Source organism: Desulfatibacillum aliphaticivorans DSM 15576, from assembly GCF_000429905.1.
GTDB classification, from domain to species: domain Bacteria; phylum Desulfobacterota; class Desulfobacteria; order Desulfobacterales; family Desulfatibacillaceae; genus Desulfatibacillum; species Desulfatibacillum aliphaticivorans.
The window spans coordinates 156,048-182,123 of sequence record NZ_AUCT01000011.1 but is presented as its reverse complement, the minus strand read 5'-3'; the positions used below and the strand labels follow the sequence as shown (position 1 = coordinate 182,123).

General features: G+C 55.7%; 19 protein-coding genes. 10 read left to right on the top strand and 9 right to left on the bottom strand.

Annotation, left to right across the window (positions count from 1 at the left end):
* From G491_RS0112750 to G491_RS0112720, 7 genes are all read left to right on the top strand, one after another.
* The gene (locus G491_RS0112750) at positions 1–1,347 is read left to right on the top strand and encodes a uracil-xanthine permease family protein (RefSeq protein ID WP_028314879.1); all 1,347 of its coding nucleotides are present in this window, start codon (positions 1–3) and stop codon (positions 1,345–1,347) included.
* 81 nt (positions 1,348–1,428) lie between these two features.
* Positions 1,429–2,199 carry an enoyl-CoA hydratase/isomerase family protein gene (locus G491_RS0112745; RefSeq protein ID WP_028314878.1) on the top strand — a complete coding sequence of 257 codons (771 nt, stop codon included), beginning with the start codon at positions 1,429–1,431 and terminating at the stop codon, positions 2,197–2,199.
* 13 nt (positions 2,200–2,212) lie between these two features.
* A complete protein-coding gene (locus G491_RS0112740; RefSeq protein ID WP_028314877.1) occupies positions 2,213–2,611 on the top strand; it encodes a NifB/NifX family molybdenum-iron cluster-binding protein in 399 nt (132 codons plus the stop codon).
* Positions 2,612–2,637: 26 nt separating this feature from the next.
* Positions 2,638–3,729 (top strand): 4Fe-4S dicluster domain-containing protein, encoded by a 1,092-nt coding sequence (locus G491_RS0112735; RefSeq protein WP_028314876.1) that lies wholly within the window; start codon positions 2,638–2,640, stop codon positions 3,727–3,729.
* A gap of 8 nt (positions 3,730–3,737) precedes the next feature.
* The gene (locus G491_RS0112730) at positions 3,738–4,517 is read left to right on the top strand and encodes an enoyl-CoA hydratase/isomerase family protein (protein WP_028314875.1); all 780 of its coding nucleotides are present in this window, start codon (positions 3,738–3,740) and stop codon (positions 4,515–4,517) included.
* A 169-nt stretch (positions 4,518–4,686) separates the two neighbouring features.
* On the top strand, positions 4,687–5,355 hold the full coding sequence (locus tag G491_RS0112725; protein WP_015946836.1) for a TetR/AcrR family transcriptional regulator: 669 nt from the start codon (positions 4,687–4,689) through the stop codon (positions 5,353–5,355).
* Entirely contained in the window at positions 5,352–6,143 is a 792-nt protein-coding gene (locus G491_RS0112720) for a TIGR03084 family metal-binding protein (protein ID WP_028314874.1), read from the top strand. Before G491_RS0112725 ends, G491_RS0112720 begins: the two co-directional genes overlap by 4 nt.
* An 83-nt stretch (positions 6,144–6,226) precedes the next feature.
* Here the strand turns inward: G491_RS0112720 and G491_RS0112715 are convergent, their stop codons facing one another.
* The 6 genes from G491_RS0112715 to purD all read right to left on the bottom strand — a co-directional run bounded on the left by G491_RS0112715 (position 6,227) and on the right by purD (position 19,649).
* Positions 6,227–8,737 carry an FG-GAP repeat domain-containing protein gene (locus G491_RS0112715; protein ID WP_028314873.1) on the bottom strand — a complete coding sequence of 837 codons (2,511 nt, stop codon included), beginning with the start codon at positions 8,735–8,737 and terminating at the stop codon, positions 6,227–6,229.
* A gap of 366 nt (positions 8,738–9,103) precedes the next feature.
* Complete coding sequence (locus G491_RS0112710; protein WP_028314872.1) at positions 9,104–11,734, bottom strand: FG-GAP repeat domain-containing protein; 2,631 nt, start codon at positions 11,732–11,734, stop codon at positions 9,104–9,106.
* Between the two features lie 367 nt (positions 11,735–12,101).
* Complete coding sequence (locus G491_RS0112700; protein WP_028314871.1) at positions 12,102–14,657, bottom strand: FG-GAP repeat domain-containing protein; 2,556 nt, start codon at positions 14,655–14,657, stop codon at positions 12,102–12,104.
* A gap of 478 nt (positions 14,658–15,135) precedes the next feature.
* Positions 15,136–17,148, bottom strand: a complete 2,013-nt coding sequence (locus G491_RS35880; RefSeq protein WP_169829429.1) for a TIGR03032 family protein — start codon at positions 17,146–17,148, stop codon at positions 15,136–15,138.
* 25 nt (positions 17,149–17,173) lie between these two features.
* Positions 17,174–17,818 (bottom strand): L-threonylcarbamoyladenylate synthase, encoded by a 645-nt coding sequence (locus G491_RS0112690; protein WP_035218770.1) that lies wholly within the window; start codon positions 17,816–17,818, stop codon positions 17,174–17,176.
* A gap of 61 nt (positions 17,819–17,879) precedes the next feature.
* Positions 17,880–19,649 carry a phosphoribosylamine--glycine ligase gene (gene purD / locus G491_RS0112685; RefSeq protein WP_028314869.1) on the bottom strand — a complete coding sequence of 590 codons (1,770 nt, stop codon included), beginning with the start codon at positions 19,647–19,649 and terminating at the stop codon, positions 17,880–17,882.
* A gap of 881 nt (positions 19,650–20,530) precedes the next feature.
* Here purD and G491_RS0112675 point away from each other — a divergent pair.
* Positions 20,531–21,448 (top strand): alpha/beta hydrolase, encoded by a 918-nt coding sequence (locus tag G491_RS0112675; protein ID WP_028314868.1) that lies wholly within the window; start codon positions 20,531–20,533, stop codon positions 21,446–21,448.
* A gap of 62 nt (positions 21,449–21,510) precedes the next feature.
* Here the strand turns inward: G491_RS0112675 and G491_RS0112670 are convergent, their stop codons facing one another.
* The 3 genes from G491_RS0112670 to G491_RS0112660 are packed head-to-tail and all read right to left on the bottom strand — an operon-like array spanning position 21,511 to position 24,432.
* Entirely contained in the window at positions 21,511–22,908 is a 1,398-nt protein-coding gene (locus G491_RS0112670) for a vWA domain-containing protein (protein ID WP_028314867.1), read from the bottom strand.
* On the bottom strand, positions 22,905–23,828 hold the full coding sequence (locus G491_RS0112665) for an AAA family ATPase (protein ID WP_015946826.1): 924 nt from the start codon (positions 23,826–23,828) through the stop codon (positions 22,905–22,907). Before G491_RS0112665 ends, G491_RS0112670 begins: the two co-directional genes overlap by 4 nt.
* A gap of 34 nt (positions 23,829–23,862) precedes the next feature.
* Positions 23,863–24,432 (bottom strand): DUF4124 domain-containing protein, encoded by a 570-nt coding sequence (locus G491_RS0112660; RefSeq protein WP_015946825.1) that lies wholly within the window; start codon positions 24,430–24,432, stop codon positions 23,863–23,865.
* A 336-nt stretch (positions 24,433–24,768) separates the two neighbouring features.
* Between G491_RS0112660 and G491_RS0112655 the strand changes: the two genes are divergently transcribed.
* Positions 24,769–25,221 carry a MarR family winged helix-turn-helix transcriptional regulator gene (locus G491_RS0112655; RefSeq protein WP_169829428.1) on the top strand — a complete coding sequence of 151 codons (453 nt, stop codon included), beginning with the start codon at positions 24,769–24,771 and terminating at the stop codon, positions 25,219–25,221.
* A gap of 79 nt (positions 25,222–25,300) precedes the next feature.
* Positions 25,301–26,020, top strand: a complete 720-nt coding sequence (locus G491_RS0112650; RefSeq protein WP_028314865.1) for an enoyl-CoA hydratase/isomerase family protein — start codon at positions 25,301–25,303, stop codon at positions 26,018–26,020.
* Positions 26,021–26,076: the final 56 nt, after the last annotated feature.

Sequence of the window (26,076 nt, the reverse complement as noted above, 5' to 3'; positions counted from 1 at the left end):
ATGAGTGCGCCGCAAAACAACATCGTATACGGATTGAACGACGTCCCGCCGGTCAAGGACTTGTTGCTTTTGAGCGTGCAGCAGATGCTGTTGTTGTTCACCGCCGCCACCTTTCCCGCCATGCTGGTCAAGGAAGTGGGGGGGACCATCGAAGAAGCCGGGTCCATGGTGGCTCTAACCATGATCGCCGCCGGGATCGGCTCCGTAATCCAGGCCAGCCGGAACCGCTGGATCGGCTCGGGTTATCTCTGCCCAAACCTGTGCGGCCCTTCGTATATAGCGGTTTCCATGCAGGCGGCGTGGGTGGGAGGCTTTCCGGTCATGCGGGGGATGATCGTCTTCGCCGGCGTGATCGAGATGCTCTTGAGCGGGGTGATCCGCAAGCTAAGGCTTCTTTTTCCGCCCATCATTGTAGGCTTGGTGGTGATGATGGTGGGCGTAAGCGTCATTCCCGTGTCCGTATCCAACTTTTTCGGCGTCAAGTACGCCGGGGACAGCATGGCCTGGCAGGACGTTACCGTGGGCGTGGTCGCCCTGGTGGTGATGGTCAGCGCCAATATCTGGGGCAAGGGCCCCATAAAAATGTTCTGCCTGCTTTTGGGCGTCATTGCGGGCTGGGCTTTGGCCTTGCTGATCATCCCCGAGGCGCTTACGGACATGAACCGGATCGTCCACGAGCCCTGGGCCGCCTTTCCGATCCATGACCTGAGCCAGCTTAGCCTGGGCTTTTCGCTACAGCTCGTTGTGCCCTTTTTGGTGATCTCCCTGTGCGGGTCCCTTAAGAGCTTCGGCAACCTCATCGCTGCGCAAAAAATCTCCCAGCCCGAACTGAAGGAGCTGGACATGAAGCCCATCGGCAAGGGCCTGCTGGCCGACGGTTTCACCACCTCCATGGCCGGACTCATGGGCGGCATGGCCGTAGACACCTCGTCCAGCAACGTGGGCCTGGCCGCTGCCACCGGCGCGGTCAGCCGGTGGATCGCCATTTGCGCGGGCGTCATATTCGCAATTCTGGGATTTTCGCCCAAGCTGTCCACGGCCATCGCCATGGTGCCCGGACCGGTGGTGGGCGCCTGCCTGCTTTTCGCCGTGTCCTTTATGATTCTCACCGGCCTCAAGGAAATGACCGCCGAGCCTTTGGACGAAAGAAAGATTTTCGCCGTGGGCATCGCCTTTATTCTGGGCGTCGGCACAGGCCTGGTTCCCGAGATTTTTTCTCGCATGCCGCATTTTTTGAGGCCGTTTTTCAGCGATCCGTTATCGTCGACCACCATCCTGGCGGTTATTTTATATCAAATCTTTCACGTGGACCAATTATGGGCCAAACTTAAGGAAAAGGAGTCATAAACCAAAACAAATCGTTTGACCATATTATGACGCCCGGAGGGGCGCTGCAATCATGTTTGCAATGTATTTCAGGAGGTGCATATGGGTTCGGATGCTTTTATCGTAGAAAAAATTGACGGCGTGGCTCGCTGCACCATGAACGTTCCCGAAAAAATGAACGCCATGGGCAAGGAGCTGGTGTTCCCTATGCTGGAAACCTTGCCTCAGGTACTTGCCGATGACTCAGTTAAGGTTATAGTATTAAGGGGGGCAGGGGGGAATTTTACGACCGGGGGCGACGCCGACATTCTCGGCGATAATTTGGACCCATTGGCTCTTTGCGACGCCATGAACAAAATCAACGATATTTTGATCATGCTGCACCAGGGGCCTAAACCGGTGATCACGGAAGTGGACGGATTCGCAGTGGGAGGAGGCTTGGGCGTGGCCTTGGCTTCGGACATCACCTACGCCACGGAACGGGCCGTATTCTCGGTCTTTTTCATCCGAATCGCGGCCGTGCCCGACCTGGGCTGCGCCTACTTCCTGACCCAAAGGATTGGGATGGCCAAGGCCCGGGAGCTCGTGTTCACCGCCAAAATGTTCGACTCCCAAAAAGCACTGGACATGGGTTTGATAAATAAGGTATCGCCCCATGAGACCATAGGCGAGGAAGTCATGGAATTAGCGACGAAAATCGCTTCCCGGTCCGCCAAGGCCCTGGCCTGGACCAAACGGGCCATGAACACCGTCACGCAGGTGGATTTACGAACCGCCCTGGATATGGAAGCCCATATTCAACCCCTTATGATCATGAGCGATGATCATAAAGAAGCCATAAGGGCGTTTTTAAACAAAACGCCGCAAACGTAGGGAGACAAAAAACATGAAGATTGCAGTACCCACCAGAGAAGGAAAGATCGACGATCATTACGGCCATTGCGACCATTTTACCGTTTTCACCGTGAACGCCGACAAAAAAATCACGGAAGAAAGCACTGTCGAATCCCCCCAGGGATGCGGCTGCAAATCCAACATTGCACAACAGCTTTCTGCAGAAGGCGTTACCGTGATGCTTTCCGGCAACATGGGACAGGGCGCGGTGGACAAACTCAAGGAGGCCGGAATCCAGGTGGTCCGGGGCTGCGACGGGGACGTTAAGGACGTCCTGCAGCTTTGGCTGGACGGAGAAATCAAGGACTCCGGCATCGGATGCAGCGAACACGGCCATGAATGCGGCCATCAACACGGCGAAACCCACGGGGATTATACTTTTGCAAGCTAACTAAGTTACCTATGAAAGGAGGGGGCATGTCCAAAGACATTTATCAGCAACTGCGTGAACAACTGGACCAATATTCCTTGGGATTTCCGGCCACGGAATCCGGAGTGGAGATCAAAATCCTCAAAAAGATGTTTACGGAAGAACAGGCCGCGATGTACCTGGACATGACCCTCTTCCTGGAAACCCCGGAAGGCATCGCAGAACGCGCCGGCATGGACCCGGAAAAAGTCTCGGCCGTGTTGCAGCAGATGGCCAAGGACGGGCTTATCTTCCGGCATCGCAAAGGCGATCTGGTGCGCTATGCCGCCGTTCCCTTTGTGGTGGGCTCCTATGAATTCCAGTTGAAAAACATGGACGAGGAATACGCCCGCCTGTGCGACCAGTATATGGACGAGGCGCTGCTCAATTTTGATCAGGACGCGGATTCGCCCATGCGGACCATCCCGGTCAACCAATCCGTGGACGGCTCCTTTCCCGTGGCGGCCCATGACAACGCCATGGAAATTTTAAAGCGCCAGAAAAAAATCGCCATCGCCGAATGCATCTGCCGGGTGCAGCAGCATAAAACCGGAAACATGTGCACCAAGCCTTTGGAAGTCTGCTTTGTGTTCGGCAGCCATGCGGACTACTATGTGGAAAACGGTCTGGCCCGGATGATTCCTCTTGAGGAAGCCCTGCAAATCCAGGAAAAATGTCAGGAGTACGGCCTGGTCAACCAGCCCTTTAACGTGGTCAATCCCGGCGGCATGTGCAATTGCTGCGGCTGCTGCTGCGGCGTGCTCCGCGCCTTGAAAAAGCATCCCAAACCCACGGAGATCGTCCTGACAAATTTCCAGGCTGTGGTGGACGCCGAACTGTGCGCAGCTTGCGGAGATTGCGAAGAAAGATGCCAGGTCCTGGCAATTACCTACGATGACGACGGCATCGCCGTGGTTGACGAGGACCGCTGCATCGGATGCGGCCTGTGCGTCACCACCTGCCCGACGGAGGCCATCACCCTCAAGCCGGTTTCCGAAGACCAGTGGAAAACGCCTCCGGCAAGCGAGCAGGAGCTGTTTGCCAGCATATCCGCCAAACGGGGAACCTCCTTGGCGCCCTTGAAAATGGCCGCAAAGTAGGCCGGGGCATGAGCGACTCTCCCGTCTTATTCGAAGCAGCCGACGGCATAGCCGTCATTACGCTCAATCGTCCGGAAAACCGGAACTCCATGAATGCGGAAGTGCTTCCCGCCTTTCAGGAGGCCATGGACCAGGTGCGGGCCCACAAGGGCCTGCGATGCCTGATCATAACCGGTTCCGGCAAGAGCTTTTGCGCAGGCATGGATTTTCACGCCGCTTTTCCGGAAGACGGCGCCTTGCCCAATCAGGTTTTTGAACAGATTTACGCGCCTTTTCTGGCTGTGGCGGACCTCCCCTTTCCGGTGATCGGCGCCTTGAACGGCCACGCCATCGGCGGCGGGTTCGGCCTGGCCATGATGTGCGACATCCGGGGTGCGGCTTTGGAGGGCAGATACGGCGCTAATTTCGTCCGCCTGGGCATCCACTCCGGCATGGCCGTGAGCTATGTGCTGCCGCGCCTTGTGGGCCTGTCCAAAGCCAACGAGTTATTGTTCACGGGCAGGCTTTTCGACGGCGCCGAAGCCCTTGAAATGGGTTGGGCCAGCTACGCCCTGCCCCGGGAGGAAGTGCTGCCCAAGGCTCGTGAACTCGCCCGGGAAATCGCCATGAGCGCGCCCGTTGCCGTGCAAATGATGAAGCGCTCCATATACAAAGGCCTTGATTGGAAGGCGCGGGAAGCCGCGGAATGGGAAGCCCATTGCCAATCCCGGACCTTTGAAATGGAGGACGCCAAGGAGGGCGTCGCCGCCTTGTTGGAAAAACGGCCGCCCAAATTCAAAGGCAGATAAAGGCAAATGGGGTCAAGTCTACGTTTGACGTTTGAGGAGGAAAAAATTGTCTCAAACGTCAAACGTAGACTTGACCCCCTATCTCACGCAAGCACAATCCAATCTTCGGCGTGACTGCAGGTTCACCCAACATTGATGGCATTATTAACCTTTAAAAAATTAAAGAGCTATGCAACCAAAATCCAAAGACAAAACTCCCGGCCCCAGCCGCCGGGAAAGGCAACGTAAAGAGCGCCGACAGGCCATCTTGCAGGCCGCGGAGACCCTGTTTGCGGAACAGGGATACCGTAAAACCCGCATTGAAGACATCGCCGGAAAAGCCGACGTCTCCGTGGGTACGGTTTACGGATACTTCAAGAACAAGGAAGACTTGCTCATGAGCGTGCTGGAGGATATCGGCATGTTTGTGCGCCGCCTTGTGGGCTCGGAGTTTCGCAAGGCCGCCACCACTTTGGAAGGCATTCGTTTGGCGGGAATGGCTTTTTTTGAGGTTCTTTGCGTGCACCATAACGAAAAGCTGGCTCTTTTTTACGATGAACGCATTGGGAACAGCGAACAGTTTCAGCGCGCCCGCAAAGTGTGGTCCGTCCAGATGATCGAGGACGTCAAGGGGGCCATTTTAGTGGTCCAGGAGGCTTCCGGCATGGAGTTTCGGTCCTCCATGTCCGCTGAGATCATGGGCGTTTGCACGGTGGGCATATTCGATCGGCTGGGGTATTTTTACCAACTCAGTCAGATTGACCCCGAGACCCTGAAGACCGTCGGGGAGGAAACTGTCGCCTTTGTTGTGGGAGGAATTCAAAGCCTGATTACCAGAGAGGGAGGGAAGCTGGGATGAAAGATATCTGTAAAGATTTGAAAGCGGAGTACGACGCCCTGGACGCCATTGTCGCCGGACTGGACGACAAGGGCTTGGACCAGGAAACCCCGTTTTTTGGGTGGACCATTCGGGACGAGATTTCGCACATTGCTTTTTTCGATGAGGCGGGCAGACTCTCCGCCACGGATAAGGAAGGATTTCAAAAGCAGATGCAGTGGCTTTTGGAGGGCATCAAGGATTTTGACGACGTGCACAAAAAGGTGCACGCTTTAGGACGCGGGAAAACCGCCCAGGAGCTTATGGCGTGGTGGCGGGAAGAGCGCACCGCGGAGCTTAAGGCCCTGGAGGCCCTGGACCCCAAGGATCGCCTGCCCTGGTACGGCCCGGACATGAGCGCCTTATCTTTCGCCACGGCCCGGCTCATGGAAACCTGGGCCCACGGACAGGACGTGGTGGACGCCCTTGGCGCACAGCGGGAGGCCACGGATCGCCTTTCCCACGTGGCCCATATCGGCTTTATCACCTTTAAATGGGCTTACGTGAATCGTCAGGCGCCCGTGCCCGAAAAAACCGTGCGCGTGGAATTGAAAAGTCCGTCCGGAGCAGACTGGAATTTCGGGGATGAAAACACGGACCAATTGGTCAAGGGCGACGCCCTGGACTTTTGCCTGGTGGTCACCCAGCGCAGGAACGTGGGCGACACGGGATTGGAAGTGGTCGGAGACGTCGCCAAGGAATGGATGGAAATCGCCCAGGCATTCGCCGGACCGCCTGAAACCCCGCCGGCCCTGGGACAGCGGAAATAGCCTTTCCAAAGGCGGTAAGATGCAAAAAATAAAGGGGGCGCCTGGTTTCAGGCGCCCCCTTGTTGATTCAATTTGTCAAAAACTTAGTATCTGGACGGCGCCAAAAACGCCCTGACCTTCTGGGCGCCCCGCCTGCAGGAATCAGCCATGCTCTCCCACAAGGAATTCTCGTGCCGGGCGCCTTCCACGAAGCACAGCCAGTCGTCGTTATGCTTGACGATCTCCAGGGCTTCCTCCACGGTTGCGACATTCCGATAATAGTACAGCTTTCCGTAATAATCTCCCATTATGGCGTCCGGGTCCTGGTCGTTGTCCAGGTCGGCAAGGACCACGGCGCCGGGAACGGTTTTTTTCTTGAACGCGTTAAAGGGATTGGCGTCGTTGAACTGTTCTACAAATTCAGGCTCCGTGGCCGATCCCGTATTGGCAAAATACCGGGGCCCCCAGTTTGGCGCCTCGTCCTTTCTGGCGCCTACAAACCAGCCGTAGCGGTCGCTCAACACCGCGTCCATATCTCCGTCGCCGTCCACGTCCGCAAAGTTCAGGAAGGGCAGATAAGAGGTCAAAACGCCGGACAGGGGGTTGGAGTTCGTGATCACCGTAAAGGATGGACTGATGGGCGTGCCCTCGTTGCGGAAGAAGGAGACCGCCGGGTTGTCGTATTTGGAATAATAGGCGCCGCCTGCAACAAAAAGGTCCAGGTCGCCGTCGCCGTCAATATCCACGAAAGCGGCCTGGGGGAAGGGCGGGAGGTCCCCCAGTTCTGCAAGGGGATTCATTTCACAGTAATCAAATAACCTTGTTTCCGTGACGTATCGCAAAGCATCGAAGGCCCCTGTCCCGCTTATTGGGCCGGAGGGACTATATACATAATCTTGCGTGCAGCCCAGATAGACTTCGCCAAAGCCGTCTCCGTTCAGGTCGGCTATGGCGGGCGCTGGCATATACCAATGCCCTTCGGCGCCCCAGGCGGCGTCATCCCATGAATGGAAGGCGAATTCCGGATCTTCCAAAGACCCCGTGTTTTCGTAGTACTTGATTTGTCCTCCCCCATACAAGACGAGTTTATTAGCGCCCTCAGTTACCATATACATGCCGTTGCGGGCGACAACAGCGTCTGCGTCTCCGTCGCCGTCCACATCTCCCAATGCAAATGCAGGGGTCTTGTAGTCAGGCCCCAGGTTAAAGGGGTTGTCCCCGCGGGACCGCCAGTCCGGCGCCTTGGTTGTGCCGACATTTTTGTAAAAGCGAACCATGGTGTTGCGGGTGAAGTCCACGGCGTAAGACGTGTCCCCGCTTTTTCTGAACATATCGAACAGCCAATAAACGCCGCCGGTGAACAGGTCCTTCTTACCGTCTGCATCGATATCCACAAATGCTGGGTTGCAAAGAGCGCCTCGGCTCATGCGCAGCGGGTTGTCGTCCATGGTGCGCTCCGTGAACGAAAAAGACGTTTTGGAGCCCGTATTCTCGTAATATTGGATGGTCCCGTATTTGTTGCCCACAAAGAGGTCGTAGTCGCCGTCGCCGTCCGCATCCACAAAGGCGGGCGCAGCGCTTCCTCCGAACGCATCGCCGTGCGCATCAATGTATCCGTATGTCTGATCGGTCAGGTAGGCGCTGAGAAGGCCGTGGTTTTGAAATTCGATGGTTCCGGTAAACGGCCCTTTTTTATCAGGCCATTCTCCGCCGTTAATGGTCGTGTTTTCAAAGCTCCAGACGTTGCCGTGATAATCCCCTACAAAGGCGTCCATATCGCCGTCGCCGTCAATATCCACAAAAGCGGGGACGGCTTCGTATGTGCCTGTAAGAATCAGGGGGTTGTAGCCCAGGCTCGCCGTTTTGCGAGAGTTGCTGATAACCCCGCCGTCAAATACAGGATTGGACGGCGTGCCCGTGTTTTCGAAAAAGGATATAATGGAGTCGGCCCCGGAACCGCCGTCCCACGCCTGATGCAACATCGTAAAATGGCCGACGAACGCGTCCATGTCGCCGTCGCCGTCTATGTCCACAAAGGCGGGCGCCGCCCAATCATTGACGCAGGTATTGCTAAACGGGTTGCCTTCTCCGGTTATCTGGATGAACTCAGGGGATTCGGCGGATCCTTTGTTGTTCCAATATTCAATATACCCGTCTTCATCTCCGATAAAGCAATCCATGTCGCCGTCATTGTCAATGTCGACAAAAGCCGGCGCGGCCTGCCATGCCGTCACATCCGCAAGAGGATTGGATCCACCGTAATAAGTAAACCCGAAATCCTCGGCCATGGCCTCGCCAGCGCCAAACAGCAATGCGCCGGAAAACGCCGCCGCCAATGCGCCCCGGGCGATCAGCCTTTTGGCAGATGCTCGGGAACCCTGGGCGGCGAGAATCCCCGCCGCCTGCAATTCCCTGCGGGCGGCGCGGCTGAGATTGTTCGTGGAGGTTATGGGGCTCCGGGTTGTAAACTTGTGGAATTTCCTTTCCACTCCCTTGCCCGTGTTGGCAAAGGCCAAAGCAAAGCCCGAAGCCTTATCGGCAAACAGCACCGACGCGCCGATTTTCGCCAGGGCGCTCGCTGTTTCCTTTGGACTGTCCGCGTTCTCTCTTTTCATAGTATCCACTCCCAATTTATTTTTACCGATAGAATCAATCAAACATGTCCATTGAGACAAGGTTCGCTTCCCAGGGGAAATGGGCGTTGAATTTGCCGCAACAACAGCAGGTTGGCATCCGTCTGCCAGTCCTGTAACTATTTTTTAAATTACCGGAAATAGTTCTATTCGCCTGGTTGGAAAACTGCTTTTTTAGGGAAGAAATTACAACTTAAATAGTGAGTATCATGCTTTTAAGTAATTGGCTAATACTATCTGTGTTCCGGAATGTTTGAAAAACCGGAAATTTACCAAGGAAACAGGGATATGGAAGTGAGGGGAGCCCCATGCGGGGCTCCCCTTGTTACTTAGAATTTAAGACTAAATTTAGTATTTGGAAGGAGCGAAAAACTCCCTGATTTTCCGCCATACGGAGGGGGACTCTGAGCCGGCCGTCTGCACAAAACAGAGGTCGTCGTCGCTCTTGAAAATGGCAGCGGCTTCGTCCACGGTTCTCACATTCCTGAGATATGTGAGCTTGCCGGCCGAATCGCCCACCACGGCGTCCATGTCATTGTCATTGTCCAGGTCGGCCATGACCACGGCGCCGGGGATGGTTTTTTCCGTAGCGATGGCAAAGGGATTGGCGCTTCCCGCCTGTTCTTCAAAAGCCGGGGAGGTTTTGGTTCCCACGTTTTTGAAGTAACGGGCGTCCTGCCAGATCACATCATGGGCGTCGGGCAGTTCCCCGCCTTTTCTCGATCCCCCTTCGCCGATAAAGTACATCATTTTTCTGAACCAGGGCAAGCGGTCCCCCATGACGGCGTCCTGATCCCCGTCGCCGTCAAAGTCGGCGAACGACAAGGTGGGGATAAAGGAGCCCACAGCCCCGCTTACCACCGCCGTCTCCGTGATGAAATCGGATCCTGAAATAGGCGAAATGGTGTACTGGATAATGGAGGCCATGGGATCGAACAGCACCGTGTCGGTGATCAGATTCAAGGTGGGCGTGACGGCGGTGCCGTCGTTGCGGTAAAATGCAACGCCGCCTGAATATTCATCGACAATGCCTGACAGGAAAACGTCCAGGTCGCCGTCTCCGTCAATGTCCACAAAGGCGGGGCTGGGGTAGACGGGTACATATTCCAGGTCTTCCAGGGGATGTTCAATCAGTTCATCAAACATCCGGGTTTCGCCGTTATACACAAAGGATTCGACGCCGCTGGTGCTGGGCATGAGCCCCTTGGTTTCCTCAACGGGCGGCTCCATGATGATGTTATAGTCCGTGTATCCGACGTATACCTCATTGATTCCGTCTCCGTTCATGTCCGCAATGGCCGGAGATGGAAGGAAGCCAATTTTGCTCAATGCGAAGGGATCATCGTCCACGGTATGGATGGCGAACAGAGGAGCGTCCTTATCGCCTATATTTTCATAATAGTTGATAATCCCCCGGCCCATGGGCGGATTTGTTTGCTCACCTTTACTCGGGCCTCCGTAGACATGGAGACCGCCTATAACGGCGTCCAGGTCGCCGTCCCCGTCCACGTCCCCCAAAGCCGGGATGGACATGCTCTCCATGGGACCCAAATTAAAGGGATTGTCGCCCCGGGAGCGGTAGTCCGGCGCCGTTTTAGTTCCCGTGTTCTGGTAGTACCGGATGGAGTTGTTGGAGAGCATTTCCTCCAGGGGGTCCATGTCGGCAAAATAGGGCGCCTTAGGAGACGACAAGACCATTGAGGCGTAATAGGAAGCATATCCGCTGCTCCCTGTAAACAGGTCGTCCAGTCCGTCGCCGTTGATGTCCGCGAAAACCGGCGCCGAAGCTACTCCCGGGTCGACTCTGAAAGGATTTTCGTCCTGGGTACGCTCCTCGAACGAATATCCGTACTTGTCGCCGGTATTCTCGAAGAAGGCCAAGGGCCCATACGCGCTTCCCAGGAGCAGGTCCATGTCGCCGTCGCCGTCCACGTCGGAGAAAGCAGGCGCCGCGTTATAACCGGCGTAAATCGTGTTGGACTCGGAGTCCTGCAAATAGCCCTGGCAGGCAAATTCGATGGTGGCGGTTACCGGGCCTTTTTGGGGCTCCACTTCGCCGGTTATGTTTTCAAAAAAAGCGACATATCCGTAATACCCGCCGACCATGCAGTCCATGTCGCCGTCGCCGTCAATATCCACAAAGGTCGGGGCGGCGTCCCAGAGGTCGCCCACAACAAGGGGGTTGTGATCAATGGCTTTGGTCGTTCCGGAAACCACTATGTTGCTTATGTCGAAAACAGGGGCCTGGGGCGTGCCCTTGTTTTCGAAAAAGCTGATGGAGGACATGTAGTCCGAACTCTTGGTTTCCCAGGTCTGGTAGTAATCCCCTTCCCACGTTCCGACAAAGCAATCCATATCTCCGTCGCCGTCAATATCCACAAAAGAGGGCGTGGTATACCGGAAATAGTTTTCTGTGCCGCTTAACGGGTTGCTTTTCGGCTTAACGAAGACGAAGTTCGGCTGGGTTTTGGCGCCCTGATTTTCCCAGAAGTTGACGTAGCCCTGATAGTCGCCGACGAAGCAGTCCAGATCGCCGTCTTTATCAATGTCCACAAAGGCCGGTTTTGAATATCCTTCCGATGCTTCGGCCAGGGGGTTGGTTCCGCCGTAATAATTCAAGCCAAGGCTGTCCGCCAGGGCGTCGCCCACGCCGCCGCCCAAAATCAGAGCGCCGGAAAAAGCCGCAGCCAATGCGCCCCGGGCGATCAGCCTGTTGGCGGAAGAGCTTGAACCTGCGGGGGTAAGGACGCCCGCCGCCGCCAGTTCCCTGCATGCGGACCGGCTGAGGCCGCCTTTTCGGGTGATGGGTTGAGCGGTTGTGAATTGGTGGACCTTTCTTTCCAAACCAAAACCGGTATTGGTAAAGGCCAGCGCGCAGCCAAATTTCCTGCTGGCGAACAGCGCGGTGGAGCCGACCTCCTCCAGCGCTTTTGCAACATGTTTCGAATCAATTGCTTGGATCTTTTTCCCTTGTTTCATCAAAAACACTCCTTTTAAAATTTACAGCTCCCCCCGAAAAAAAGCATAGTCTCTCGGCGTCAAACTATTTGTACAGATATGGCTTTATAGAATAGATTTCAAAAAAAGTTACAGGAAAAATACGTAAAATGTAAAATTATTTTTAAAAAGCATCTTAATAGTATTATTATATGTAATTTAAAAGATGTTTTTTGGTATGGATATCCTAGTTAGAATCAGGCGGATGAGCGACAAAAAAATAATCTGTAAGCCAAAAGAGAAGATCGCCGGAGACGGCCCCTTTGAAGAAAGGATGAAGTTCCACCCAAAAAAAATCAGGGGCGCCTGAAAACAGGCGCCCCTGAACATTACAAAAAATCAGGGTCGTTTAGTATCTGGAAGGCGCGAAAAACTCCTTGACCTTCCGCCACATGGAGGAGGACTCGGAGCCGGCCGTCTGCACAAAGCAGAGGTCGTCGTCGTCTTTTAATATAGCCAGTGCCTCGTCCACGGTTTCCACATTCCGGTAATAGTAGAATTTACCGTAAATTTCTCCGAAGACTGCGTCCGGGTCGCCGTCGGCGTCCAGGTCTGCAATGGTCGTGGCGCCCGGGAACGTCTTGTCCAAAAATCCCGAGAAGGGGTTGGCGTCTCCGGTTTGCTCTTCAAACACGGCTTCCGTAACGGTTCCCGTGTTTTCAAAGTAACGGGTTCCCAAATCAAATTCCAGGGTCCCGGTGACCACTTCCTCTTTTGTGCCCTGCATCATGGCGTAAAATATTATGGACCAGAAGGAGAACCTGTCGCTCAACACCGCATCGCTGTCCCCGTCGCCGTCCCAGTCGGAGAAGGACAAATAAGGCATAAAAACGCCCGGGACGCCGGTCAGGGGATTGGTGTCCGTAACCAGAGCATAAGTGGGCGTGATGGCCGTTCCCACATTGCGATAGAACATGATATCCGCGTTGTAATAATCCCAGCCGTCTTCGGGCGAAACGCCGGAGATAAAGGCGTCCAGGTCGCCGTCGCCGTCAATGTCCACAAAAGCGGCCTGGGGGTAAATAGGAATGCCTTCCAAGTCATCCAGGGGGTTTTCGCAAAGCCAATCGAACTGCCCTGTGTCGGTCACGTAGGAGAAGGCTTCAATTTCCGCCGTGGGCGTGACTGTTCTCTTTAAAACATTGTTGTAATAAGTGTCATAGCTGACGCCCACATAAACTTCATCAACGCCGTCTCCATTCAGGTCAGCCGTGGTGGGAGCGGGCATGTACCAGTCTTCGTCCCACACCACGCTCCAGGGATTGTTGTACATGGAGTGCTGGGCGAACAAGGGGTTCGTCGCACTGCCCCTGTTTTCAAAATACTTCATGTTTTTGGGCGCGAAATAACTCGGATTGTATTTGACTTCGGCCTTTTTGTTGTATAGGTTGAAGCCGGCGCCCACAATGGCGTCCAGGTCGCCGTCACCGTCCATATCCCCAAAAGTCACGCTGGGCATAAGGGCGGCCGGGCCCAGGTTGAAGGGGTTGTCTCCGCGGGAGCGCAGGTCCGGCGCGGTTGTGGAGCCCACGTTCTGGTAATAACGCAGAAAAATGTTGGAGCCTAAATCCGATAAGGCGGGAAAGTCATCCCCCTCTTCATCCTTGCGGTCATCTATATAATACTCCAAAGGCGAGGCTCCCACAAACAAATCATAGGTCCCATTGCCGTTAATGTCCGCAAAGGCCGGCGCCGCATACATGCCGGGCGCCATTCTCGTCACACTCTGGCACATCTCACGCCATTCCAGAACCATGTTCTGGGCGTCGCCCGTGTTTTCAAAGTACTGGATCGCCCCGTATTTATTGCCCACAAAAAGATCCAGGTCGCCGTCGCCGTCAATATCCGTAAAGAAGGGGACTGCGCAGCCGCCGTAGGCCCAGATGTAAAAACTTTCCTGATCCTTGCTGATGGATGTGGCGTACAGGGGGCCGCGGGCTATGAACTGAATGGCGTCGCTGAGCCAGGTTTTGGTCTGGCTGTTGTCAACGGTCATGTTCTCATAAGACCAGATGTATCCATCTTCCCCGCCGATGAAAGCGTCCATATCGCCGTCGCCGTCAACGTCGGCGAAGGTGGGGGAGGCTTCGTCATCCTGGGTGAAAACAAGCGGGTTGAAGCCCACGGTCTTGCGGGTGTCCGTTATATTGCCCATGGAAAAGACCGGGTTGGTCTTGCTTCCCGTGTTTTCAAAAAAGCTGACGTAGGAGGAACTGCCGCCGTTCTTAACGCCAAAAGACTGATACAACATCTGGTCATGGCCCACAAAGCAGTCCATGTCGCCGTCGCCGTCAATGTCCACAAAGGCGGGAGAGGCCAGATAGGTCAGACCCTCCGTACCGGTCAGAGGGTTGGCGTTCCCCTCGATCAGGCTGAAGTTGGGGCTTTCGGAGGTTCCGTTATTCTTCCAGAACTCAATGTAGCCGTAGCCTCCGCCCACAAAGCAGTCCAGGTCGCCGTCGCCGTCAATGTCAACGAATGCCGGCTTGGCGTCGTAAACCAGCGTTTTGGCCAGGGGGTTGGTCCCGCCGTAGTACTTTAAGCCCAGATCATTCGCCGCCATGGCGTTGTTCAGGCCGCCGCTCATGAGCATGGCGCCGGAAAAGGCTGCGGCAAGCGCGCCCCTGGCGATCAGCCTTTTGGCGGAAGACTCGGATCCCATAGGATTCAGAAGCCCTGCGGCGGTCAGTTCCTTGCATGCCGAACGGCTAAGAGCGTTCTTGCCAGTGATTGGGTGAGAGGTTGTAAACCTATGGGTTTTTCTTTCCACGCCGCGGCCGGTGTTGGTGAAAGCCAGCGCGCACCCCAGGTTTTTGTTGGCGAATAGCACTGTAGCGCCTTTTTGGGCCAGCGCCTCCGCCACCTTTTGCGGGTTTGTTTTGTTAACCTTTTGTCCAGTCTGCATAAAATCAACTCCTAAATTCTCAAAGGTTCGCCCAAGGTGGTAACCGGCAAGGGATGTTCCCCCACGCTCCCGAGCCAATCGATAAGTACGGTTTTCCGCTATAAACTCATGTCCGCCCATAGCGCGGACAATGGTCAATTTATTGTTTCTGTCTATATTTATTATAGCTTCGGGGTCGGAGCTCAGAGTCGGATATATAATTCCGACAGCATATATTACATCGTATTCTAAAAACAATATCATGCCTTTAACTTTCGGTCAAGCAAGCCCGGTCTGAATTAAAAAAAAATAGTAAGCATTTGGCCTAAACACGGTCTATGATTTGCCGCCGGCTTCATGAAAACCTTCTCCCCAACCACTCAAAAAAAAATGGCATGGAAGGCCTGCCTCGCCTCCATGCCATTGTTCAACAAATCAAATTTTACCCATCAATGCAAAGCCTCCGGCCTTGCCATGCGCAGAAACGCCGCCGCCGGCCCTAACCAAGCATCTTGTGCACCATCCGGGCTTCCGATACATCTTGAATATAGGGCCGGAAATTTTTGTCGAAAAATTTCAGCACGGCTTCGTTGCGTACGTCCATCATAAACAGGGCGTTGGGAATCTTGGCCGCCAGCCTGCGCCTGGCCGCTTCAATCATCAGCGGCATGGCCACGTCCTTGCCCCTTAATTCCTTGCTTAGGTACAGGGCGCTGTACTGCAGCGTATCAGGGGCCACCCTGTGGGCGATGCTCCAACCTGCGATTTGACCTTTATGGCGGAGGCCGATGCTGATTTTCGGCTCTATAATCTTCTCCTCCAGAAAAGGGGACAATTCCCTCGGAAACTCGGGATCCTTCATGATGCGCTCCTGGATGTCGCGCCGGTCGTCCTCCGTCAAATCGCCCCAGTCAAACAATTCGCATATATGATTGGGAAACGGCATGTTCAACCATTCCGCCCCTGCAATGGACTTGGTGGTGCTTTTCCCCAACACCCTAAGCGGCTTGGAGGGCGCCCATCCTTGCTTTTTGGCCAGCAGTTCCAGGGCCGTGGCGCCGTCCCAGTTGGTCCGGTAGGTCAGATCCATGGCTTTCAGGCCAAGGTTCCGGAGCACGGCTTCCATTTCCGAAACCAACTTGCCTGCTATGCCCTGGTTCCTGTACGGCGCCGCCACGGCCAGGGATATGATTTCCGCGGAAAAGTTGTCCGGCCGCATTTCCGAAATGCACGCGCCCACAAGGCCCTCGGCATTGGAGGCGGTGACAATGTTCACCTTGCCCGCCGGCGGCAGGCTTTTCCACCTGGCGGACAGCCTGGGATAGGAAAAAGGCTCAAACTTCCGGGCCTCAGACGGGTCAATGCCTGTTTGGGACTCAAATTTGTAATTGGAGGTCTTGTCCTCCACCGGAACATGCCATGTGTGGGGAACATTCTTTTCTTTGCCCAGGTCCCCCGAGTCGATGGTGATGATGTGCCAAATCTCCTTGTTTTTGAGGCCCAAAGCCATGGGCCTGCGAACCTTGGGCAGAATCTGGACGTCGTAAAGCTCCGTGACCACGCCTTCTATCCGCGCCCAATGGGCCACCTCTCCGGTGTTGATATTGATGACCATAAAGCCGCACCAGGGCTCCGCATCCCGGCTTTCCAGCTCATGATCCAGGTCCAGGCCGGTGAACGCCTTGTTCCGGGGCTTGGAAAGGCCTACAATCGCGTAATCTCCGCAAAAAGCCAGGCCGCGCATATATCCCGGGCAAAAAGCCACGGGCTCGAACTCGCCGTTTTTCAGGTTGATGGAGCCAAAATACCCCTTGCCGGAATTGCACAACCACAGTTTGCCCCGGTAATACCGGGGCGAGTGCGGCATGGATAAGCCCTGGGCCACGATCTCGTCGGTCTGGATGTCCACCACCACGCCGCCGTCGTTCCGGCGGTCCCGCCAGCCGGAAACCACGTCCGAACGGCTTACCGCGGTCACGTATTTGGCTTCTCCCTTAACCAGGGCCAGGCCGTTCAAGTGGCACCGGTCCTCGTGGGCCAGTTGCGAAATGAACGGAGGCTGCCAATAGGGCTTGAAGCTGTAACGATCGCTGACCGTGGACAGGCAACTGTACAGGGTGTTTACAAAAATGACGTCCCCGTTTTTGTCCACCACCACGTCGTGGATGTCCAGGTCGCCCGTGGTATAGGCCTTGCGCGGCACATAAAGCCTGTCGTATTCATTGTACAACTCGCCGGGCGCCAGGGCGTTTTCAAAACGCCATAACTGATACCGGCTGCTCATGATTAAACTATCCGGCGTGGCCCATAGACCCATGGCATGGTCGAACAAACGCTCAAAAGCCGACAGGGCGCCGTTTTCCTTCAGCCCCAGAAAGAACAGGCGGCTGCTCTGGTACGTCGTAAAAGCCAGGCTGATTTTTTCCTGATTCAGCCAGGAAAGAAAACCCTGGGAGCAAGTGATTTCAACGGGAGGTTTGTTCTGGCGCTGCTGGGGCGCGACGGGATCCATGTATGTACCTCGATAACCTAAAGAATTATTGAATAACGGTCTTTAATGCGTTGAAAATTTTCTCTTTGGGCGCGGCGCCCTGACGCAAAATAAGCGGAGGGTCCTCCGTGACGTCCACCACCGTGGAGCCTGCGCCTCCGGCGAGTTGCCCGGCGTCCAATGCCAGCGGCGTCCTGTCAAGCACCGCCTGGGACAATTGCCCGAAATCCCCGGCCCCGGGCTCGCCCGACAGATTGGCGCTGGTGCCGGTAATGGGCTCACCCAGGCCTTTGACCAAAGCCCTGGCCACGGGATGGGCGGCCATGCGGATGCCGATTTTCTTCTTGCCTCCCAAGAGCGAGGGCGGCAAAAGGTCCGAGGCGCAAAACACCAGGGTTATCCCCCCGGGCCATAATTTTTCCATGAGAAGCCTGCCGCTTTCAGGAACCTCCCGCACAAGAGGCTTAACCTGATCGATGGAATCCACCAAAATCAACAAGGGCTTGTCGTCCGGCCTGCCCTTGATCCGAAACACCTCGGCAACGGCCTGGGGATCGGACGCCTTCGCAGCCAGTCCGTAAAGGCCGGTGGTGGGAAAAACCACCACCCCGCCTTCCTTTAAAATCCTCACAGCCTGGTTTATCGCCTCGACTTCAGGTTCGGACGAATTCACCGCAAGTGTCCGGGCCATGACAAATACCTTCAAAACATGGGGTCAAATCTACGTTTGACGTTTGAGTCCCTCTAAACCGCTAAAGGGCTTCCACCTTCTTGGCCTTGGCGATGACTTCCTCGGCCATTTTCTCCTTGAACGCCGCCAGCCGTTTGGCGACGGTCTCGTCCCCAACGCCGATAATCTGAGCGGCCAGCACGCCCGCGTTCTTGGCGCCCATCTTACCCACGGCAACGGTGGCCACGGGAATTCCCGGAGGCATCTGAACCGTGGCGAGCAAAGCGTCAAAGCCGGCCAGAGGCGTGGCGTCAATGGGCACGCCGATGACGGGCAGGGTGGTCTGGGCGGCCAATGCCCCGGCCAGATGCGCGGCGGCGCCGGCGCCGGCGATGATGACTTTGATCCCCCGATCCCTCGCCGTGCGGGCGATTTCCGCAGCCCGTTCCGGGGTGCGATGAGCCGAAGCCACGGTCATTTCATAGGGAATGCGCAGCTTGGTCAGCATTTCCGTAGCGCCCTGCATCACCTTCAGATCGGAATCGCTGCCCATGAGGATGGAAACCAAAGGCGCGGGCTTGGCATGCCTGCTGGCCTTTTGTCCGATGTCCTTGCGTTTGTATACGCCGGTCCACTTGATTTTATCCGCGGCCTTGTATGCTTTATCGATGGCTTTATCGATGGTCTCGCCCAGGGCGGTCACGCCAAGCACCCGGCCGCCGGAAGCAACGATTTTTTCGTCCTGCAATGCCGTGCCTGCGTGGAATACAAACACGTCCTTCATGCGTTTGACTGCGTCCAGGCCGGAAATGGGCATGCCTTTGTCGTAAGACCCGGGGTATCCCTTGCTGGCCAGGACAATGCACACCGTAGCCCGGGGATCGATTTCCAGGTTGACCTTGTCCAGTTCTTCCTTGCTCACCGCCTCCATGATTTCCACAAGGTCGGTCTTCAGGCGCATTAAAAGGGGCTGGCATTCGGGATCGCCGAAGCGGGCGTTGAACTCCAGCACCTTGATGTCGTCGCCGTCGATCATGAGTCCGGCGTACAGCACGCCTTTATAAGGAGCGCCCTCGGCGGCCATGGCCTTGACCGTGGGCTTCATGACTTCGTTCATGATCTTGTCGTGCATGTAAGCGTCCACAACCGGAGCGGGGGAGTACGCCCCCATGCCGCCGGTGTTGGGGCCTTTGTCGCCGTCGTAGATGGCTTTGTGATCCTGGGAAGAGGGCAGGGGCAGCACGGTTTTGCCGTCGGTGAAAGCCAGAAAAGAGGCTTCCTCGCCCACCAGAAGCTCCTCGATGACCATTTTTTTGCCCGCATCGCCGAAAGCCTTTTCCTCCATGACCAGATTTACGGCTTCCAAGGCCTGCTTTCTGTTGGTGCAGACCATGACGCCTTTGCCTGCGGCCAGGCCGTCGGCCTTCACCACCACCTTGCCGCCCACCTCTTCGATGTAGGCTTTGGCTTTTTCGATGTCTGTGAAGGTTTTGCCAATGGCCGTGGGAATGCCGTATTTGGTCATAAGAGACTTTGCAAAGGACTTGCTGCCTTCCAGACGGGCGGCCGCTTTGCTGGCGCCGAAAACCATGAGCCCGGCTTTTTCGAACTTATCCACAATGCCTTCAGTGAGGGGCGCCTCGGGACCCACCACGGTCAGGCCAATGGCGTTTTCCTTGGCAAAGGCCAGGAGATTGGGAATGTCCTCCGCGCTGATGGGCACGCACTCGGCCGACTCCGCGATGCCGGCGTTGCCCGGCGCGCAATAAATCTTTTCGACCTTGGGGCTTTGGGACAGTTTCCACACCAAAGCATGCTCCCTGCCTCCCGAACCTATAACCAATACTTTCATTTGCGCCTCCTGTTAAGCCCGTGGGGGGACGGGTTAGGGTAGTAAATCTGATTTCAATTTGAAGTCTTATAGCGAAAACACAGGCCTTTAGCAAGAGCGCCGGAAACGATTTATGACAGGGTCCAAAGGTATTTTCCGGCCTCGTCCCGCGCCGACTCGGCGTCAGGGAAGGGGGCAAATCTACGTTTGACGTTTGAGTACCATGCCAAGGCCAGCCCTGGCATGCAATGCCGGGGGCCGAAGGCCAATAAGGGCGGCCTTGTAGGTTTCTGGAAATCAAAAACCATGTGCGGCCGAAAAGACTTATTCGAAACCGTTTTTTCGTAGTTGGCCGGTTTCCGCGCCCGGTAGTTGCGGGGTTTCCCCGCCCGGTAGTTGCGGGGTTTCCCCGCCGTAGTCGCGCGGTCCCCGCGCCATTGAAGCGAGGGGTTTCCCCGCCGTAGCTACGCTGCTTCCGGCGTTGTGTTCGGCTTCAACCGTGGCGCTGCAACGCCGGGCGGCCCAGGCAAGGTGCTGCTTTGCCTGGGCCGCCCAACATCAGGGTTGGTTTTATACTACCCCTATGGCGGCAAACCATCCAATATCAGGCGCCGCCAGGCCAATAAAGGCGGGCTGTCGGAATGTCGCTATGCGGCCCCGGCGGGATGCTGCTCTGCCGGGGCGCCCATGGATGTGGGGCGGAGCCGGGCCTGCAAGTCAAACTCGCCTTTAACGCTGCTGACGCAATGTAGTTGCGCCCCCCTGTGGGCGCCTTTTGAAAATAACCCAATTATAACTTGATAAAGTCAATCATATGATGCAACATGCCGCCCTTTGGCCCGGGGAGATCAGACCCCCTGGGCCGCACCTTCAGTTTTGAATTCAAACGAAAGACGCGAGCAATGCAGAGTTTACGAAGTCGAGCCATTATATTTTTGTTGAAACATCGCCACTGGTTTTCGCTCAAGCTAAAGGCGGAGGTCATTGATTTTAAAACCCCCATCCGGCAAATGCGGGATAAGGTGGAAAAATCCGCCGCAAGAATGGCCAAAATGCCGGTGGACATGGAAGTTATCCCGGCGGACATGCAAGATCCCGCTGGCGAGATCATCCGCTACAAGGACTCCCAGGACGATTGCATGATTTTGTATTTTCACGGCGGCGGATACGTCATGGGCTCCGTCAAATCCCATCGCGGCATTGTGGCCAAATTCGTCCAGGGAACCGGGTTCAGCGCCCTGTGCTTTGAATACCGCCTGGCGCCCGAGCATCCCTTTCCCGCAGCCCTGAACGACGCCGTCGCCGCCTATCAATGGCTGCTGGACCAGGGAACGGACCCATCCCGCATTGTGTTTATGGGCGATTCCGCCGGCGCGGGCTTGGCTTTGGCGACCCTCCTGGCTCTGAAAGAGAAAGGCCTGCCTCAGCCGGCGGGCGCGGCCGTTATGTCTCCCTGGACGGACGTCGCCTGCACCGGGGCGTCTTACAAAAAGACCGATCCCCTGGCGCCCAAGGGCTCCTTTTCCGTGTACGGAAAATATTACGCGGGCGACACCGACAAAACCAGCCCGCTGATCTCCCCGTTGTACGGAAATCTGGAAGGCCTGCCGCCCTTGTTTTTATCCGTGGGGGAAAACGAACGCGTCCTGGACGATTCGGTGAGGTTTGCCGAAAAAGCTAAAAAAGCGGGCGTGGACGCAACCCTGAAGGTCGGCAAGGGCATGGTCCATTGCTATCCGGTGCTGTCGCCTTTGTTCCCCGAAGCCAAAGAGGCCATGGACGCAATCTGCGCCTTTGTAAAGAGGCGGTTGGGCGAGTAAAAACAAAAACAGCCCAGGCGGTTCCGACTGCCGCCTGGGCTGCTGTTCAATCTGCATTTTTCTTACAACACCAAATCCTTGATGAACTCCATCAACTGATTCAAATTTTGGACCTGGCGGAATTCGTGGCAATACCGTTCGTAGGTGCGCATTTCGCTGTCCCCGGAGTACCAGAACACCTCGTGTTCGGGGTTGAGCCAGATCACCCTCCGGCACTTGTCCCGCATTTGATCCAAAATGTCCGCTTCGGGGTTGGAATAATTGGACCGCCCGTCCCCGATGATGATCAGGGTGGTTTTTTTGTTCAGGATGTCCATGTATTCGCGCTTGAAATGGCGGAAGGTGGCGCCGTAATCGGTCCTGGCCTCAAAGGGAATCCGGTCGCTCCGCAAAACCTCTTCGATGGCTTGGTTGATTTCGTGCTTTTCGAAAATGTCGCTCACTTCGATCAGGCTGTTGATAAAGACAAAGGACCGCACGCCCGTGAAGCGTTCGGACACCGAATACAACAGGTTGAGCATGAACCTCGCCGCAGCCCACACCGAGCCGGATACGTCGCACAGGGTGACCACCTTGCCTTTGCGGGGCGGCTTGGACTTGAATATCAGCTCCACCGGCACGCCTTGATACTTGGAGGCTACGCGGATGGTCTTCTTGATGTCCAGCACGCCGGAGGTTTTCCGGGCGTATCTGCGGCCGATGGTGTCCTTGAGCTTGGCCACCAGATGGTCGATGATGTCCCGCATCTCCTCCACTTCCTTGCGGGAAAGCGACACAAAGGGCTTGTCGCCCAGTTGGGCCAGGTGCTTTTCCGGGGAGGTGGATTTTTTCATGGACGCGTTGTCCGGCCGGGGCTCTTTGGTGAGCATTTCCTGAGCCGTGGCCAGACGCTCGTCAAAGTACTCCCGCAACTGCTGGCGAATCTGGTAGTCGATGGTTTCCGTCACTCCGGGCGATGGGGTGCGGCTTTCCAGAAATTGGGCGATAAGCCCCCGGACGTCGTTAAAGCCCAGCATGATCTGGAGCCTTTTGGCGAGCTGGCCCAGGTTGGAGCCTTTGATGCGCGGGCCGGAGTCCTCGTCCGTCTGCATTTGCTGCAGCAATTCCAGGTACCCCATGGGATTGCCGGCCATGAGGTCCATGATCGCCTGGCTTTCCTGATCTCCGCCCATGTTCTCCTGCAGAAAGTCCAGGATTTCCTCCAGGTGCTGGGCCATGGATTCGGATTTGACGTCCAGGTCCGTCTGCATTTCGTGGAAGAACAGGTGGTACAAGTGGTCGAATTTGGCTTGCTCCCTGCGGCTTTTGACGAAATTCGACCGCAAAAGGATTTTGAACTCCTCCTCGTCCGTGGGATTGGCGTACTGCATCTGATCCAGGCAGTCCAAAACCTCGGACGTGGACACCCTAAGCCCGGCGGCCCGGGTGCATGCGGCGAATTTGAGGACAAGCTGCATCATTGTATGCCGGCCTTTTTAGACATGTCTTCCATGTACTTCATGACTTTTTCCGTGTCCGAGCGGTATTTGGTGATGACGCTCAGGGTGTCCCGGATAATGTCCTGGCTCAAATCGCCCACCTGGAGCACCATCAGGGATTGCGCCCAGTCCAGGGTTTCTGAAATGCAGGGCTTCTTTTTCAAATCCAGGTCCCGGATTTCGCGGATGGCGTCCACAAGCTGTAAAACCAGCGTGTCGTTGATGCCCGGCTGTTTGAGCCGGACGATGCGGGCTTCCAGGTCCCGGTCCGGATAATCGATATACAAGTGGATGCACCGGCGCTTGAGGGCGTCTGACATGTCCCGATAGTTGTTGGACGTCAAAAAAACAAAGGGGATGGCCACGGCCTTCTTGGTGCCAAGTTCCGGGATGGTCACCTGAAAGTCGGAGAGGATTTCAAGCAGAAAAGCCTCGAATTCCGGGTCCGATTTGTCCACCTCGTCCACCAGAAGCACCACGGGCTCCTGGGAGGTGATGGCCGACAGCAACGGCCTGGGCTGGATAAAGCGTTCGGAAAAGAAAGCGTCTTCCTGGGCGGCGATCTTGTCCACGGCGTCGGACAGGGAACTGGACGCTTCGATGACGTCGTGAATCTTGTCCTTGACCATTTGGGTGTACAAAAGCTGCTTGGCGTATTCCCATTCATACAGGGCTTTGGCCTCGTCCAGGCCTTCGTAGCACTGCAGCCGGATCAACTCGCGGTTCAGGCAGCGGGAAACCGCCTTGGCCAACTCGGTCTTGCCAACGCCCGCAGGGCCTTCCACCAAAACAGGCTTGTTGGTGGCGCTGGCCAGAAAGACCACCGTGGCCGCCAGCTTGGAGCATATGTAATCGGCGTCTTCCAGCTTGATTTTTACGTCTTCGACACTTTCAAATAGCATAAATACCTCGAATTCATGAAACCCCCCGTCCGCGCTAATTGTTTCCGGCGGTCAGGGCGTCTATTATATCCTGATGTTCCTCTTCATAGGCCCGGACCCTGCGATCATGATCCCTGGCCTTTTCCGATAGGGCCATAATTTTGTCGTTCACTTCCTGAACCTTGGTGTTATGAACCCGCATGGCGCTTCTTTTTCGTATTCTTTTGCCCTCTTCCGCAAGCGCATTCGCCTCCTCCTGCAGGGCGTCCCTCTCTTCCCTCAATTCCCGGGCCTCTTCATTCAGCCTGTTACGGCCCTCGATATAGGCCTGAATCTCCGCATTGCTCGGCTTTTTCTTTTTCGGGGCGACGGACTGGCCGGGAGGCGCGTTAACGCCCTTCCTCCCGTTTTCGGCCTTGCCGGAGGAAGTCCGTGGAGAAGGCGATGGAGCAACTTCCCTGGTAACCTGCACCTGGGAAGGGGGGACCTCGGCGGCGTCAGGCGGGGCGTCCGAAAACACCAGGTTTCCGTTCTCGTCCCGGTAGGAATAGATCTCCGCAAATCCGTCCTGAGTCCAGGCAAAAAGCAAAAAGGCCGCAAAGGCGCATAGCGCAATCTGTTTCATAATATTCTCCGGCGTAAAGGTTCGCGTGGGAAATCCCCCATTCCATAACGCTCAACATTCTGATCCGGCTTGTATCCTCCCGGAAAGCCGAATATTTCCGGCCGCGGGATTTGAGAATAGTATCATCCGCCCGTCAGCCCGTCAATTGAGTTCCTCAGCTCTCCTTTCACCCTTGTAATATATGTTTCCGCCGCTCCGTTTTGAATAGGCCGGCGCCCTTCGAAAAATCCTTGACAAATTATTTGTCATAATCAAATATTGTTCGTAGCAAATAAATCGGCCCCTGTACAGCCTTTGATATAAACCCCCATAAAAAATAAGGAAAAAATGATCCAAATGCCCGAACTGCAAGAGACGGACTTGAAAAATTACCGCATTTTCCTGCTCATGGCTAAAGTGCAATCCAGAACCTCCCGCTTTTTTAAAAAGGAAATGAAGGCGGCGGGCCTGGAGGTCTCCCTGGCCCAATTGGGAGTCCTGTTCATGCTGGAGAAAAATGACGGCATATCCATGGGAGACTTTTGCGCCCAATTGGAGATGGAAAACTCGGCGCTCACCCGCCTTATGGACCGGCTGGAAAAAAGCGGGTGCGTGGTTCGAAGAGTCAACCCGGAGGACCGCCGCCAGTTCTTGGTGGACATCACGGACAAAGGCAGGGAGCAGGCCGCCCTTGCCAAGCCCATTGTAAGAGCCGCCAACCAAAAGATTCTGGACGGCCTTTCCGGGGAGGAGATTCTTTCGTTTGTGGGCGTCATGAAGTCGTTTTTGGATATTTTTCCCGCGGGATAAATTTTTTGCCTCAATGTTTGACTGCGGCACATATTGTTTTGGAGGATGGAATTCACCCCTAAACCAAAAAGGAGAAGCCATGAATTTCGAATACATAGACATTCAAGTGCAGGACGATCTGGGAATCGTAACCATGAACCGGGCGCCGGAAAACAGGGTCAACGGCCCATTTATTCAGGAGTTGACCCGGGCCTTTCAGGTCGTCAAGGAAAACGCGGACATCAAGGCGGTTATTCTGGCCAGCGGCCTGGAGAAGTTTTTCTCCAATGGGTATGATCTGGACTGGATGGCCGCCAACTATTCAGATATTGAATTGATCCGCGCTCTCCTGGAAGGCGCTTCTTCTTTTCTGGCGGACCTGTGTGTGTTCCCCAAGCCGATCATCGCCGTCATGAACGGCCATACCTACGGAGAAGGCGCCTTTATCGCCGGATGCTGCGACTATCGCATCATGCGCGAGGATCGCGGATGGGTGTGCTTTCCCGAGGTGCACATCAACAAGCCGTTCATCCCTGGCCAGATCGCCATTATGCGGGAAATCCTCTCCCCGCGCGCTTTTCGGGACATGGCCCTTTTCGGCCGCAGATACGGCGGGCCGGAGGCCCTGGAAATCGGGTTTGCGGACCAGATTTCGCCCCTGGAGGAGTTGATGGACCGGGCCAAGGCCATGGCCGGAGAAATGCTGGCGTTCCATCCCGACGCCTTCGCCGAGATCAAAAAGCGCATCCGCTCCCCCCTTGCCGGGATAATCCGGGAGCAGGATCCGCCGGTCATTCAAAGGAACCTCGGCCTCGCTTAAATTCGGCCTGCGACCGGCCGAAATGATCTTGCGCGCCCGTTTTTCATGGTTATTTT